The 15333-nt window shown below is 62.4% G+C and carries 11 protein-coding genes; all 11 read left to right on the top strand.

Translation table 11 applies throughout. The features are described from left to right. Window positions 1-19 precede the first annotated feature (19 nt). The 11 genes from O6R08_RS00835 (at window position 20) to O6R08_RS00785 (ending at window position 15333) form a co-directional block, all read left to right on the top strand. Complete coding sequence (locus O6R08_RS00835) at window positions 20-712, top strand: hypothetical protein (RefSeq protein ID WP_271418326.1); 693 nt, start codon at window positions 20-22, stop codon at window positions 710-712. A 48-nt stretch (window positions 713-760) separates the two neighbouring features. Beyond that, complete coding sequence (locus tag O6R08_RS00830) at window positions 761-1432, top strand: hypothetical protein (protein WP_271418325.1); 672 nt, start codon at window positions 761-763, stop codon at window positions 1430-1432. A gap of 187 nt (window positions 1433-1619) precedes the next feature. Then, window positions 1620-2582 (top strand): phosphotransferase, encoded by a 963-nt coding sequence (locus O6R08_RS00825; protein ID WP_271418324.1) that lies wholly within the window; start codon window positions 1620-1622, stop codon window positions 2580-2582. An 83-nt stretch (window positions 2583-2665) separates the two neighbouring features. Continuing rightward, window positions 2666-5191 carry a malto-oligosyltrehalose synthase gene (gene treY / locus O6R08_RS00820; RefSeq protein WP_271418323.1) on the top strand — a complete coding sequence of 842 codons (2526 nt, stop codon included), beginning with the start codon at window positions 2666-2668 and terminating at the stop codon, window positions 5189-5191. Between the two features lie 9 nt (window positions 5192-5200). Continuing rightward, window positions 5201-6925, top strand: a complete 1725-nt coding sequence (treZ, locus tag O6R08_RS00815) for a malto-oligosyltrehalose trehalohydrolase (RefSeq protein ID WP_271418322.1) — start codon at window positions 5201-5203, stop codon at window positions 6923-6925. Between the two features lie 126 nt (window positions 6926-7051). Then, window positions 7052-8536: a sugar transferase gene (locus tag O6R08_RS00810; RefSeq protein ID WP_271418321.1), complete on the top strand. Its 1485-nt coding sequence runs from the start codon at window positions 7052-7054 to the stop codon at window positions 8534-8536. Further along, window positions 8536-9030: a VanZ family protein gene (locus O6R08_RS00805; RefSeq protein WP_271418320.1), complete on the top strand. Its 495-nt coding sequence runs from the start codon at window positions 8536-8538 to the stop codon at window positions 9028-9030. The genes O6R08_RS00810 and O6R08_RS00805 overlap by 1 nt, the downstream gene beginning before the upstream one ends. Window positions 9031-9100: 70 nt before the next feature. Then, complete coding sequence (locus O6R08_RS00800) at window positions 9101-9784, top strand: acylneuraminate cytidylyltransferase family protein (protein WP_271418319.1); 684 nt, start codon at window positions 9101-9103, stop codon at window positions 9782-9784. Window positions 9785-9818: 34 nt separating this feature from the next. Then, window positions 9819-12083 (top strand): N-acetylneuraminate synthase family protein, encoded by a 2265-nt coding sequence (locus O6R08_RS00795; RefSeq protein WP_271418318.1) that lies wholly within the window; start codon window positions 9819-9821, stop codon window positions 12081-12083. Further along, window positions 12083-13132, top strand: coding sequence for a glycosyltransferase family 4 protein (locus O6R08_RS00790; RefSeq protein ID WP_271418317.1), 1050 nt, complete (start codon window positions 12083-12085; stop codon window positions 13130-13132). Before O6R08_RS00795 ends, O6R08_RS00790 begins: the two co-directional genes overlap by 1 nt. Before the next feature lie 71 nt (window positions 13133-13203). Next, entirely contained in the window at window positions 13204-15333 is a 2130-nt protein-coding gene (locus O6R08_RS00785; protein ID WP_271418316.1) for a glycosyltransferase, read from the top strand.

The following is a 15333-nucleotide window of genomic DNA, read 5'->3' as shown; positions in this document are numbered from 1 at the left end:
CACCCCCGGAGTCGATGACATGAGTATCGAACCACGCTACCTATCCGCAGATATGGACAAGCCGCCCATAAAACTGCTTGAAGGCTCAGAACGAGTCCAAGAAGCCCTACGCGTCATGGGATCAAATCCCTACGAGCCACGCGTACTATCCCAAGCCAGAGGCATGATACCAATATTCCTACCCATCGGAGCTCTGGCGACAGGGACCGGACTGCCAATGGCCCTCGACACCGACCCCTCCGAGGGTATCAACAACATCGTGTACGGGTGGATCGTGATTGCGTTTTTCCTCGGGGTAGTCTTCTGGATTCTCGGCGACGCCACATTCCGCCGATACGGCGTCGACCACGACAAAGTCTGGGCCCGATTCGGCCCCTTCTACCGCGAAATCCGATTCGCCGACATCACCCGACTCAACTTCAACATGGATCGATACGATATCTGGGCCGGAAAAACCAAAATCAAAATCTACTACCACAAATACGATTACGCCCCACTCTACATACGCCTCCTCGAAGAACTCCACCACCACAAATTCCGCCTCAACGGAGCTGACACCACCGACCCCAACTGGGAACAACAAGCCCAACACTGGCGCAACATGCTCTCCGGCGACCTATGGCTCGACCACTACGACTTCTACGACACCCACCCCCAACACCTCGCACACCTCAACACCCTCATCAGCCCACCCGACCACTACGATAATTAACAGATTCGTCACACAGCAGGCTCTCCGCCTTGCATAGAAAAGATCACTATGACCGCCGAACCCCTCACCTTCTCCCACCCATGGGCCTCGCAATCCTGGGGCCAGCCTGGCACTCCCACCCCTGATGACACCTCAGCTCAAGACCCCGCCAGCCCCCAACACCTGCGCCCCTCACGAAAATGGCTGAAATGGGGACTCATCATCGCCATCATCACCACCCCCTTCTTATGGCACTTCGTTACCAAACCCATCAGCCATCCCATCCTCACAATCTGCTGCCAACTATCCGTCACCCTGCCCGGCTACATCATGATCTTCTACCGCCTGCTATATCGAACCCACATCGACAACGACACCATCGGCGTCCGCATCGGCCCTCTCCGCCGCACCATCGACGCCCACCACATCACCAAACTGGACATCACACCCAACTGCTACCTCATCACCGACACCTCAGGACACCACGTACGCATCAACCACATGGCCCACGACATCGACCGGGCACTACTCCACCTCCTCACCACACTGCACACCCGACCCATCGACCTACCCGAAGGCTCACCCGACCACCCCGACTGGCCCGACTGGGCCCAACACTGGCGCAACATCTTCGCGACCACCATCTACGACAACCACACCACCTACTACGCCACACACCCCGACGCCCTGGCCCACCTCAACACCCTCATCCAACCCCCCACACAAGCCCAAACACACTAACCCACAACCCACCCACACCACCGCGATCATCCCCACCCACCAGCCACACCCTGCACCTGCTCATTCGGCGTCGCCGCGGCTGACCTGCCACCACGAGTGGCACAAACCTCGTTCCTCACCGTGATTGCCACCGCATTGTGACGCCGCCGTGACCTAAAATTGTGATCAAGGCCACGAGGAGGCGTCCATGAAACCGTCACGAGTTCGTTGGGATGAACTGCCCGATTCGGTTCACCACAGAGTCGCTGAAATATTAGGGTCCCCAGTCTCCGTCGACGCCGTCCAGACACACGGCACCACCCCGGGTCTGGCTTCTCGCGTCGTCACCGCTGACGGCACCCACGCCTTCGTCAAGGTCAGTCACCCCAGCATCAACAACAACATCCCCGACCTCAATCGTCGCGAGGCCACCGTAATGTCCTTCCTGCCCGAAGCTGCCCCTGCTCCGCAGCTATTGGGCACCATCGATGTTGACGGTTGGGCGGGCATCGTGACCTCTGACATCCAAGGAACTCATCCTGAGCTGCCCTGGTCCGACGAGGACATCACCACTACATTGGCCGCCCTGTCTCGTCTGGCCGAGTCGACAGCTGGTTTCCATGAGCAGTGGGAGCCGTTCTCCGCACGGATCCAGAACTACTTGTCGGTGTGGGACACCTTCACGGACACCCCTCCGGCTGATCTTGATCCGTGGATCACAGAGCGGATGCCAGACCTTGCCGGACGAGTCGAAAGGCTCTCCTATCACGCATCTGGCGACACCATCGTTCATGGCTCCGTCCGTTCCGACAACGTCCTGCTGTGCAACGAAGCGGCTTTCCTCGTCGACTGGTCCCACGCCGTGGTCGGACCGACATGGGTCGATGCCGCAGGACTCATCATCGACATCATTCACACTGACCCACTCGACGCACCGCGATGGAATCGAGCCGACGACCTCGTGAAGCGCGTCGCGGCTGAGTTCTCCCCGTCCACTCATGGCGAACCGGCCACTGAACCCATCGTCGACCTCCTCGTTGCCGTCCTGGGGATTTCAGAGTTCGAATCCCGCAAGCCTGACCCTGCCGGAATGCCGCAATTGCGCCAGTTCCAGCGTGAGAGGGCGAGCCGGCTGCGAGCCTGGTTGTGGGCCTCTGAACACCTCACTTGACTCGGGTTTCAACACCGCGCAGGACACAGCCCGGAACATCGAGGGTCTCGAACTTGTCAGAAGACCCCCATACAGTAAGTGACGTGACGACTTCCGAGACCCCGTCCGCCGCGCCCGCCTCAACGTACCGTCTGCAATTCAACAAGGATTTCACCTTCGCTGACGCCATCGCTCAGCTCGACTATCTCGCTAGCCTCGGCGTGAGCCACCTGTTCTGCTCCCCCATTCTGCAGGCAGCGCCGGGGTCCACCCACGGCTACGACGTCGTGGACCACACCCGGATCTCACAGGAATGCGGTGGTGAGGACGATTTTCGTCGCCTGTGCACCACAGCCCACGACGCCGGATTGGGCATCGTCGTCGACGTCGTCCCCAACCACATGGCGGTCCCGACGCCGTTGTGGCGCAACTATCCGTTGTGGAGTGTGCTGCGCGACGGCCCGTCGTCCCCGTATGCGTCCTGGTTCGACGTCGACGTCTCGACCTCCCTGTCGATCCTCATGGCCGTCCTCGGTGATCGCATCGGCACCGAGCTCACAGCCGGCACCATCCACGTCGAGACCAGAGACATCACCGACCAGGACGGCACTACCCACGCCGAGCATGTCGTCGTCTATCACGATCATGTCTTTCCCGTGCGTCCAGGCACCGAGTCCTTGCCGCTGGCCGAGCTGCTCGACCAGCAGTGGTACCGGCTGGCGTACTGGAAGGTCGCCAGCGAAGAACTCAACTATCGCCGCTTCTTCAACGTCGACACCCTGGCGGCCATCCGTGTCGAGGATGACGATGTCTTCACAGCCTCCCACGCCAAGTTGCTGCAGCTCTACCGTGAAGGACTCATTGACGGGTTCCGCATCGACCACCCGGACGGCTTGGCCAATCCGCGCAAGTATCTGGCAGACCTGCAGCAGGCCACCGAAGGTGCGTGGGTCGTCGTCGAGAAGATTCTCGAACCATCCGAAACCCTGTCCCCCGAACTGCCGTGTGCCGGCACGACGGGATACGACTCCCTGCTGCGCGTCGACGGGCTGTTCATCGACCCAGCCGGATTGGTGCCGCTGAGCACCCTCTACGAGCGCATGTGCTCCGACGACGAGTCGAAGATGTCCTTCCCCGCCGAACTTGACCGCGCGAAACGCGAGGTGCTCGACGACATGCTCGTCACCGAGCTCAACCGTCTGGCGAACGTCGCTATGGACATCTGCGCCTCTGACATCATGCTGCGTGACCACACTCGGCGTCAGGTGACGAGAGTCATCACCGAGCTTCTCATCGCGATGAGTCGTTACCGCGCTTACCTCGAGCCTGGTCGTGCTCCTGGGCCTGGTGAGGTCAAGGTCATCGAGGACGCCGCGAACCTCGCTCGTCAGGAGCTACCGGATGAGGAACACGACACCCTCGAATTGGTCGTCGACATGGTGTGCGGACGACTCGGTCCTTCGACCGATCCGGTGGTACAGGCCAGCCGCGACGAGTTCATGGTGCGTTTCGCTCAAACCTGCGGCCCGGTGATGGCCAAGGCCAAGGAAGACACTGCCTTCTACCGCTACACCCGGTTCACCGCAGTCAATGAAGTGGGCTGCGACCCTGAGATTGCCGGTATTTCCGTCGACGATTTCCACGATTTTGCGAGCAATCTCAATCAAACCCATCCGACGACGATGACGACCCTGTCGACTCACGACACGAAGCGATCGACTGACGTCCGCGCCCGCCTGGCCTGCCTCACGGAGTTCCCACACGAGTGGGATCACACCGTTGCAGCCGTGGAGACGGCCACCGCCGATCAGCGTTCTGAACTGCTCGATGGCGCGACGATCAACTTGCTGTGGCAAACCTTGGCTGGCACCTGGCGCCTACCCGGTACGGCCGCTGGGGCCAGCCCCATCAGCGAGGACCGACTTGTCGCCTACCTGACGAAGGCGGTTCGAGAAGCCAAGTCCCACACCACGTGGACTGACCCCGATGGGGATTACGAGTCGGCCTTGATGGATCTGGCGAGGTTCTGTCTCAGTGACGAGTCGGTGTCCGAAGCCCTCGACACGTTCACCGAGACAACGCGAACTGCTGTGCGTGCGGCAATCCTGGGGCGGGCGCTGGTGCAACTGACGATGCCTGGGGTGCCCGACACCTACCAGGGCTGTGAGATTGTCGATCTGTCCTTGGTGGACCCGGACAACCGTCGCCCCGTCGATCATGACCGGTCAGCACGACTGTTGCAGGCCGTGACCTCTGACGGCGTGGCTGGCGTAGCTGACGAGGATCGACTTGACGCCGAGAAGCTGCTCGTCGTCCATGAAGCTCTGGATGTTCGCCGTGGCCATGCCGACGCCTTCCGTGGCGAACATGCGAGCTACCGTCCCGTCGCGACGACCACCGGCCACGCGGTCGCCTTCGCACGCGGTATCGACGACGATCCCCCGGTCGCCATCACCGTCGCCACCCGCCTGGCCGGGGCATTGGAAGGACGCGGCGGCTGGGCCGACCACCAGATCGTGCTGCCCGAGGGGTCATTCACCGACGCCATCACCGGAAAGACGATTGACGGCGGCATGGTCAAACTCGCTGATCTACTGGACGAGATGCCAGTTGCGCTGCTGGTCGGATGAGGAGAAGCGATGACCAACCAGTTGACGGTCTGGGCCCCTGCTGCCACGAAGGTCCAGACCCTTCTCGACAGACAGCTTTTCGACATGACCCGAGACGGGGAATGGTGGACCCTCCCCCAACCCGTCGAAGACGGCCAGCGCTACCAGTTCGTGCTGGACGACGGTGACCCATTACCTGATCCGCGCAGCCGCTACCAGCCCGAGGGAGTTCACGGCCCGTCACAGGTCTACACACCTCACACACCAGCACCGTGGCAAGGCATGGACCTCAAAGGCAGGGTGCTCTACGAGATGCACATCGGCACCTTCACCGAACAGGGCACCTTCGCCTCTGCCATCGACCACCTTGACGACCTCGTCGAGCTCGGGGTGGAAGCTGTCGAGGTCATGCCTGTCGCCCAAATACCTGGGACTCGCGGCTGGGGATACGACGGCGTTGATCTCTACGCCACCCAGAACACCTACGGCGGCCCGGCGGCCTTCCAGCGCTTCATTGACGCCGCCCATTCCAAGGGGCTCGGGGTCATCCTCGACGTCGTCTACAACCACCTGGGGCCGGAGGGGAATTACCTGGCCAGTTTTGGCCCCTACTTCAACCACGATCACGCGACTCCTTGGGGAGACGCGGTGAACTTCGACGGCGACGACAACAAGCCCGTGCGTCAATTCGTCATCGACAATGCCCATCAGTGGCTCGTCGAATATGGGGTAGACGGGCTGCGATTGGACGCCGTCCACGCCCTCGTGGATGACTCCGATACCCACATCCTCGCCGAGTTGTCGACCAGCGTCGCCCAGTGGTCGCAGGAGGTCTCCCGTCCCCTGACCCTCATCGCCGAGTCCGATCTCAATAACGCCGACATGGTCACTCCCGTCGGTGCGACTCAGGGCGCGCGCGGCATGACGATGCAGTGGGACGACGACATCCACCACTGTCTGCACGCTTTCTTCACCGGCGAGACCCACGGCTACTACTGCGACTTCGGGAGCGCCGAAACCCTCGTCAAAGCGTTTACGAAAGTATTTGTCCACGATGGTGGGTGGTCGTCCTTCCGGGGGCAAAACTGGGGGGCACCCGTTGACGTCCACAGCAGCCACTACGACGCGGCGTCCTTCATCAGTTTCATCCAGGACCACGATCAGGTTGGCAACCGGGCCACAGGAGACCGTCTGGGCCACAACGGCGCCGACCCGCATCTCCAGGCGGCGGCCGCGGCCCTGTACCTGCTCGGACCGTTCACCCCGATGATCTTCATGGGTGAGGAATGGGCCGCGTCCACCCCGTTCCCCTTCTTCAGCGATCTCGGCCTTGAGCTTGGCCCGACGGTGACCACCGGGCGACGTCAAGAGTTCGCGAAGATGGGATGGCAAGGGGAGTTCCCTGATCCCCAGTCGCGCGACACCTTCGAGTCCGCGAAGCTGAACTGGGCCGAGCGCAGCGAACATGATCATGCAGACATGCTCGATTGGTATCAGCGATTGTTGGACATCCGCTCATCCCTGCCAGGCCTCAAGGACACCAGCCTGACCTCCACGACGATGGAGGTCCTCTCCCCCGATGCCGTCGTCATGAGGCGCCCTGGGGTGACCGTCATCACCAATCGAGGTGATGATCCCGTGACCGTTTCAGACCTGCCCTCGAATCCATCGTCAACATTGGTGAGAGGCCATCAGGAGATCATGGGAGATTCGGTCACCCTGACATGTCCTGGCTGCGTCGTCGTTGTGGCATGATTCAGGAGGATGAGCTACCACGGTTCGCGATATGATTCCTTGGAGTTGGGTCGAGTACCGCCGTCAGGCCCATACGCAGTTCGAGCCCAGACCCTCATGCCCCCAAATGAGAGGAGTGACCCGTCCGTGATCGACGTCATGACCGAGTCAACTCCCCCGACAACGGCCATGAAGCGCCGAGGGACTCCCCCACGAAGCCGCCCCCAGCATCATCTTCGCCAATACCGCACGCGCATCATCGTCGCTGACATCATCGTCATCGGCTTGGTCCTCGTCATCGCGGTACGGGCCAGGACATCGATGACGGTGTTTCGCGCAGCCAGTGACGTCGAGAGCAACGTCATCCCCCTTGCTGGAATCATCGCGGCCGCATGGCTGGCAATCATGGGAGCCAGAGGCGCCTACAGCAGCAAGTACCTCGATGCCGGCATGTCCCAGTACCGCGCTGTCCTGGACGGATCAGCCATCACCGGAGCCTCGCTCGGGGTGTTGGCGTACCTGTTCATGTACCCGCTTTCACGCGGTTTTTACTCCCTGCTCTTTCTCTTCGGGATTCCGGCCCTCCTCGTGGAACGCTTTGCCATGCGGCGCTGGTTGCACCACGAGAGGCGTCGCGGGAAGTTCCGTCGCAACGTCATCATTGCTGGCGACTGCGCTCACATCGATGATCTGGCCAAGATCCTGCAACGCGAGCGATGGCTCGGATATGACGTCATCGGCGTCCTGACGCGCGGCCAAGAGAGTTGCCAGGTCGTGAGCGTCCCGGTACTTGGGGAGCCGACAGATGTCGTGGCTGTCGCCCAGCACACCAAGGCCTCAGCCGTGATCTTTGCCGAGGGGTCGTTCTCACGGGCCTACCAGTTCAACCGATTGGCACGCGCCCTGGAGGGCCTGGGCACCGAACTCATCGTCGTCCCCGCGTTGAGTGACATCTCCTCGCAGCGCATGATGATCCGCCCGGTTGCCGGCATGCCACTGGTGCACATCGAGAAGCCACGAGCTGAGAGGGCCGGCGGCTGGTTCAAACGAGGTTTCGACATCATCGGCTCCTTCCTCCTTCTCATCCTGGCCTCCCCGATCCTTCTCATCGCCGCCATCCTCATCAAGCACGAGGATGGCGGTCCCGTGTTCTACAAGCAGCGCCGGGTCGGACGCAAGGGAGAGATCTTCGAGTGCTACAAACTGCGCTCGATGGTCGTCAACGCCGACGAGATCAAGGCCAAGATGCTGGCAGACAAGAACGAGTCCGACGGCGTCCTGTTCAAGATCAAGGACGACCCGCGCATCACCAAGTGCGGCAAGTTCCACCGTCGCTACTCCATCGACGAGATCCCGCAGTTCTACAACGTGTTGCGTGGTGACATGTCCCTGGTCGGTCCGCGTCCGGCTCTGGAGAATGAGGTGGCCGCCTACGAGTCCCATGTGCGTAGGCGTCTCGATGTTCGCCCTGGAATCACCGGCCTGTGGCAGGTGTCGGGTCGCTCCGACCTGTCCTGGGAGGACACCGTCCGTCTCGACCTCTACTACGTGGACAATTGGTCGATCCTTCAGGACGCCAGCATCCTCGTCAAGACCTTCCGCGCGGTATTCACCTCCTCGGGGGCATACTGATGGCCACCCGAATTCAACATGGTGCCAGAGCCCTGACGGGGCTCTACCTTCTTGCTGCCACTGTCGGCGTGATTGTTCCCATCGGCCAACGCATCGGAACCTTCAAGTACAACATTGGGTACCGTCTCACCGGCGGGGTAACACCCATCGGAGCACGCCCCCTCACCGGCGACCAGGTTGCCACAGTTGGGGATCATGCTCTCAACTTGTTCATGCTTTTCCCCTTGGCGTGCTTGGCCACCCTCGGCTGGCCGAAAGTACGTTGGTGGAAGTGGGGCGTTGCCGCCACAATCATTGGCATCTGCTCCGAAACGGCCCAATACGCCTTGCCTCAACTGGGGCGTCGTCCCCTCATCTCCAATGCCGTTGAGAATGCTGCTGGCGGCTGGGTGGGAGCTGGAATCGCCGGGTACTTCCATCACCTGGGGCAAAGAACTTCCCCGTCGTCCGACCGTCCGAACCGCAAACCATCCGAGAGGTGCACACACCAGTGAAGATCATCATCACCGGAGGGGCCGGTTTCATCGGCCAGCACGGCATGACGAGTAACTCCCAGGAGAACCGATGAGCCCAAACACTCTCGCCATCATCCCGGCCCGGGGCGGGTCGAAGGGGATTCCGCGCAAGAACCTCAAGGATCTCGCCGGCAAGCCATTACTGGTGTGGACCATTGAGCAGGCCCTCGCCACTGCCGGCCTGGACGTCTACGTCTCCACCGAGGACGCCGAGATCGCCGAGGTCTCCCGCAGGGCGGGAGCCGGAGTCATCGACCGCCCCGACGAACTGGCCCAGGACACCACCGCCACCGAGCCAGTCGTCGAGCACGCCATCGACGTCCTCACTGCCCAGGGTCGCCGCCCTGACCAGGTAATGCTGTTGCAGGCCACCTCCCCGCTGCGCCTGCCCACCACCATGGGCCGAGCCCTGGAGGAGTTCGCGGCCTCATGCGCCGACTCCATGGTCGGCGTGGTCCCCGAACCGATCTTCATCTGGCAGAAGGAACCACAAGTCGCCGCCCACTACCCATACGAGAATCGTCCCCGTCGTCAAGACATGACCCCTGATCAGTTGCGTTACCGGGAGACGGGGTCCCTCTACCTGACAAAGACTGAGATTTATCAGCGCGACCACAATCGTCTCGGCGGCCAGATCGAGCTATTCGTGATGGATCCCATCGAGGGCATCGACATCGACTCCCTGCACGACTTTGACATTGCAGCGGCTGAGCTTTCCCGACTGACTCTCTGAACCCCCACGATCCAGGAAGAGGCCCCTTCACGCCATGATCATCAACCGCCAGACCACCCCGTTCACCGTCTTCGGTGAAGACACCGTACTCACCGCACTGACGAAGATCACCGACAACAAGTCGGGCATCGTCTTCTGCGTTGACGAGCACGGCATGCTCACCGGATCCTTCTCCGACGGCGACTTCCGCCGCTGGATCACCTCTGCGCAAGCTGGAGACATGACGACCCCGGTGCGTGCGGCCGCCAATCCCGACTGCGTGCGCGCCAATCTCGGCGCCGACGTCTCGGCCATCTCCGGTCTCTTCCGGCCCGGCATCGAGGTCATCCCGCTGGTCGACGAACGTGGTCACTTGGCCGCCGTCGCCACCGAGGGAGCCAGCGAGATGACCATCGGCCGACACACCATCGGTGAGGGCCATCCCTGCCTGCTCATCGCCGAGATCGGCAACAACCACCAGGGGGACGTCAAGCTGGCCAAGCACCTGGTCGACCTGGCCAAGGAGGCTGGCGCCGACGCCGTCAAGTTCCAGCTGCGTGATCTGGACGCCCTCTACCGTCAGGCTGGTGGTGCCACCGCCGGCGAGGATCTGGGCGCCCAGTACACCCTCAATCTGCTGGCCAAGTTCTCGCTGAGCCCCGAGCAGATGATCGACATCTTCGACCACTGCAAGGCCGTCGACATCGACGCCTTCTGCACCCCGTGGGACTTGCCCAGCCTCAAGGTTCTGGCCGACTACGGCGTGCCAGCCCTCAAGATCGCCAGCGCCGACATGACGAACCACTCCTTGCTGCGCGCCTGTGCCGCCGAGCACCTGCCGATGTTGGTCTCCACCGGCATGTCCACCGAGGACGAGATCCTCGGGTCGGTGGACGTGCTGCGTCACGCCGGTGCCCAGTTCGCCCTGCTGCAGTGCCAGTCGACCTACCCGGCCCCCTTCAAGGACGTCAACCTGCGTTACATGGATCGTCTGGCTGTTCTGGGCAACTGCCCGGTCGGCTACTCCGGCCACGAGCGCGGCTACCACGTGCCGATCGCCGCGGTGGCTCGTGGCGCCCACATCATCGAGAAGCACTTCACCATCGACAAAACCCTCGAGGGTAATGACCACCAGGTCTCCTTGCTCCCTGAGGAGTTCGGCGAGATGGTCTCGCGCATCCGCGAGGTCGAACTGGCCCTGGGCTCCGACAAGGCCCGCGCAGTGTCGACCGGCGAGATGATGAACCGCGCCAACCTGGCCAAGTCCCTGGTGGCTACTCGCACCCTGCACAGCGGCGAGGTCATCACCCGCGACGCCGTGGCCGTCAAGTCTCCTGGCCGTGGCCTGCAACCCAACCACTTGGATGAGTTGGTCGGGCGCACCATGCGACGCGACATCGAGGCCGGTGACTTCTTCTACGACACCGACCTGACCGACGCCGTCGCCCAGGGTCGCAACTACACCTTCCGTCGGCCGTGGGGTCTGCCGGTGCGTTACCACGACGCCCGCAAGCTCCTGGCCCACTCCGAGACCAACCCAAGCTTCCTGGAGTTCCACCTGTCCTACAAGGACGTGGAGATGACGGCCGAGCAGATCGCCGATGCCTTCGGGAATCACAAGTTCGACGGCATGAGCTACACCGTCCACTGCCCGGACCTGTACGCCGGTGACTTCATCATCAATCTGGCCTCCCCCGACGAGGACATCTGGGAGCGCTCGATCGTCGAGGTGCAGAAGGTCATCCAGATCGCCCGTGACCTCGACACGTGGTTCGACGCCGAGGAGCCCCCGGTCGTCATCTGCACGATGGGCGGGTTCACCAAGGACGCCTTCGTGGCCCCTGAGGAACGTCCGGCCATGTACGCCCGGATTGCCCAGGCCCTCGAGCGAATCGACGAGGACGGCGTGCGCCTGACCTCCCAGACCCTGCCGCCCTACCCGTGGCTCATGGGTGGCCAGCAGCACCACAACCTGTTCATGGGCCTGGACGACACCGTCGAGTTCTGCAACCAGTACGGACGCCGGCTCACCTTCGACCTGTCCCACTCCAAGCTGGCAGCCAACTTCAACAAGATCCCCTTCAGTGACTACGTCGCCAAGCTGGCCCCGCTCAGTGACCACCTGCACATCGTTGACGCTGAGGGTGTCGACGGTGAGGGCCCGCAGATCGGCGAGGGCGAGATCGACTGGCCGATGACCGCCAAGCAGCTCGACGAGTTGGCCCCCGGCGTCACCTTCATCCCGGAGATCTGGCAGGGGCATGTCAACAACGGTGAGGGATTCTGGACGGCTCTGGAGCGCCTGGAGCAGTGGTTCTGATGAACGAGCGGACCACCCTGTGGGTGTCCCCGGTGAGCAACCTCGCCGGGGTTGCTCGTCACATCCTCGACGTCGCCTCGGTGGGGATTCCTGGCTGGAGGATGGTCGTCACCTGCCCGTCGGGCCCGTTGGCCGACCGGCTACGTGAGATGAACGTTGAGGTTGCTGATCTTCCCATCGATGCGGGAACCAGGGCTGCGGCAGCGTCATTGCGCGCGACGATCAAACGAGTCAAGCCTGACATCGTCCACTCTCATCTGGCCAGGGCCGACTTCCTGGCGACGATGGCCTCGGTCGGGACTGGAGTCAAGCTCGTGTCCACCGAGCACCACATCCCGCCGGACCGATTCATGTTCCATCCGACATTGCCCTCGGCCATCGCGATGGAGACGGCCCATCACGTACGGCTGCGTCGGTTCTCGCACGTGATCGCCGTGAGCGCCTCGACCAGACGGGACATGCGCAAGTTTTGGCACACCAAGACGCCGATTACGGTCATCCTCAACGGGGTGGACCGACCCGCCACCCCGCCATCCCGTGAGCCCGGCCTGAAGCTGCTGTCCTTGGCACGGCTGTCCAAGGAAAAAAACATTGGTGCGACGGTTCGAGCCTTCGCACACATTGTCCGTGATCACCCGGAGGCAACCCTGACGGTGGCCGGTACCGGGGAGGAGGAAGCGTCCCTCAAGACCTTGACGCACCGCTTGGGCCTCGACGACAAGGTGAGTTTCCCCGGCTTCGTCAATCCCGACGAAGCGATGGCCGACCATGACGTCATCATTCAGCCATCGAAGTCGGACAACTGCTCCTACACTCTCCTCGACGCGGTCGCACAGGGGATGGGGGTCTCTGCCAGCCCGATCGGCGGTAACCCGGAGATCCTGCCTCCGCGATGCATCGCGGAGGCCGACGACATCGACGGCTTGGCCAGGATCGCGGTCGAGCAGGGCCTTCACATGGACCAGCGCCCCAAGCTTTCTGACGAGGTACCGACAGTGCGCGGAATGGCGACGGAAATCTCACGAATCTACGACAAGGTCGAGTCATGACCATCCTCTTCGACTCCCGATGGTCAGGTTCCCACGGGATTGGACGGTTCTCCGAACACATACGAAAGGCGATGCCTCCCGACACGATTGATCTTCGCGGCGCTCACCCCGTCAGCGCTCGTGGGTTGATCGAGTCCGAGCTCCTACCGCACAAGGCCGGGATCGACGAGTCGAACAGCATTTACGTGTCGCCTGGATACACGCCATGCCTGTCGTGGCACGGCAGGAGCGCCTTCACCGTCCACGACCTCATCCACCTCGACATCGAGGACGAACGATCGACCGCGAAACGGGCCTACTACCAGTCTGTGGTGAGGCGGGCAGTCAAGCGGGATGATATCGCCACCCTGACGGTCTCCGAGTTCTCTCGCAATCGCATCGCCGAATGGGCCGATGTGGATGCGGGAACGATCACAGTTGTGGGCAACGGCGTTGATGCCAGCTTCAGCCCGAATGGCCGCACCATGACCTGCGACTGGCCTTACCTGTTGCACGTCGGTAATTGTCGGCCACACAAGAACCTTCCCCGACTGCTGCGTGCGTTGTCCCGAGTCCCTGATGTCAAGCTGGTGTTCTCAAGCTCCCGCGACGCCGAGTTGGAATCCTTCGCGGTATCCCTCGGCATTGCCGACCGCGTCGTTTTCCTGGGAGGAATCCCAGAAGAGGATCTACCCGCGTGGTACAGAGGAGCGGCCGCCACCGTGATCCCCTCACTTTACGAGGGATTCGGCCTGCCGGCTCTTGAAGCGATGGCCTGCGGAAGCGTCGTCGTCGCATCCTCCACCACGGCCCTCGGGGAGGTGGTCGGGAATGCCGGCGTCCTCGTCAATCCTGACTCCACAGATTCCATCGTCGCCGGTATCGACGCTGCTCTGGGGGATTCCGCCCTCATCGAGCGTCTACGGGATGCCGGGCCGACACGCGCCGCCGAGTACACCTGGGAGAAGGTGGGCCAACGTGTCCGCTCGGCCCTCAACCTCCCTGATCCAGTGCACCCCGACCGCGGCTCAGATGGCGGGCCCCAGCATGAAAGCCGTCCACGAATCGCCATCGCCCATGACTACCTCACCCAACGCGGGGGCGCGGAACGGGTCGTCAGCCAGTTCGCCACGATGTTCCCTCAAGCCCCCATCGTCACATCGGTGTATGAGCCGGATCTCACCTACCCGGAGTTCCGGAGTCACCAGGTCATCACCTCGCCACTCAACCGAATCGGATGGCTGCGTCGCCACTTCCGCGCCGGGCTTCCCCTCTATGGCTGGGCCTTCGACCACACCCGCGTTCCGGAAGGAACCGACGTTGTGCTCGTCTCAACAACCGGCTTTGCCCATGGGCTGAAGACCCCCCCACGCTGCCGCAAGGTGGTCTACTGCCACTCCCCCGCCCGATTCCTCTACCTTGCCGACGACTACCTCGGCGGCAAGTGGTGGCGCTCGCCCAAGGGGATTGTACTCAAGACACTCACCCCAGCCTTGCGTCGCTGGGACCAGAAAGCTGCCGCATCGGCTGACCTCTACCTGTGCAACTCCACTGTGGTACGCGACCGCATCCGAGACGTCTACGGCATCGATGCGACGATTGTCCACCCGCCGTATTCCTTGGACCCGCAAGGCCCTCAAGAACCACTGCCCGGGTTGGAGGATCATCCCTCCTTCTTCCTGACGGTCAGTCGACTCATGCCGTACAAGAACGTCGACGTCCTACTGCGCGCCTTCGCGGACCTGCCGAACGAGCACCTTGTTGTCATCGGGTCAGGGCCGCTGCGCGACGAATTGCACGACCTCGCTCCGGCCAACGTATCCTTCTTCGAGGGCATCAGTGACGCCCAGTTGCGGTGGGCCTATGCTCACGCAGCAGCAGTCATCGCGCCAAGTAAGGAGGACTTCGGGTTGACACCTGTGGAGGGCTCCGCCTTCGGAACCCCCTGCTTGGCACTCCATGCCGGCGGCTACCTGGACACCGTCGTGGACGGCGTCTCCGGACGATTCTTCGACTCCGCAACCCCCGGAGCCGTGACGCAGGCCGTCCGCCAGTTCCGCGAGAACCCCCTCGAGGAGCGCACCGTGCTGGACCACGCGGGGAAGTTCTCACCAGACGTGTTCTCACGAACACTCAGGAGCTGTTGCGGGTTCCCGGTCGATGCCAACGCCGCGTTCGTCTCCGCTCCCACGGCCATCCAACCCCACCTCGAGGAAGAATAA

Origin of the sequence: Cutibacterium equinum, assembly GCF_028021195.1 — a bacterium.
In the GTDB taxonomy this organism is placed as follows: Bacteria; Actinomycetota; Actinomycetes; order Propionibacteriales; family Propionibacteriaceae; genus Cutibacterium; species Cutibacterium equinum.
Note: the sequence above shows the minus strand (reverse complement) of the source record. Positions and strands in the feature narration are given on the sequence as shown.

Coding starts and splice junctions, on each gene's coding strand:
- O6R08_RS00830 (WP_271418325.1), top strand. CDS start 761: ATGACCGCCGAACCCCTCACCTTCTCCCACCCATGGGCCTCGCAATCC.
- O6R08_RS00835 (WP_271418326.1), top strand. CDS start 20: ATGAGTATCGAACCACGCTACCTATCCGCAGATATGGACAAGCCGCCC.
- O6R08_RS00805 (WP_271418320.1), top strand. CDS start 8,536: ATGGCCACCCGAATTCAACATGGTGCCAGAGCCCTGACGGGGCTCTAC.
- O6R08_RS00785 (WP_271418316.1), top strand. CDS start 13,204: ATGCCTCCCGACACGATTGATCTTCGCGGCGCTCACCCCGTCAGCGCT.
- O6R08_RS00790 (WP_271418317.1), top strand. CDS start 12,083: ATGAACGAGCGGACCACCCTGTGGGTGTCCCCGGTGAGCAACCTCGCC.
- O6R08_RS00800 (WP_271418319.1), top strand. CDS start 9,101: ATGAGCCCAAACACTCTCGCCATCATCCCGGCCCGGGGCGGGTCGAAG.
- O6R08_RS00825 (WP_271418324.1), top strand. CDS start 1,620: ATGAAACCGTCACGAGTTCGTTGGGATGAACTGCCCGATTCGGTTCAC.
- O6R08_RS00795 (WP_271418318.1), top strand. CDS start 9,819: ATGATCATCAACCGCCAGACCACCCCGTTCACCGTCTTCGGTGAAGAC.
- treZ (WP_271418322.1), top strand. CDS start 5,201: ATGACCAACCAGTTGACGGTCTGGGCCCCTGCTGCCACGAAGGTCCAG.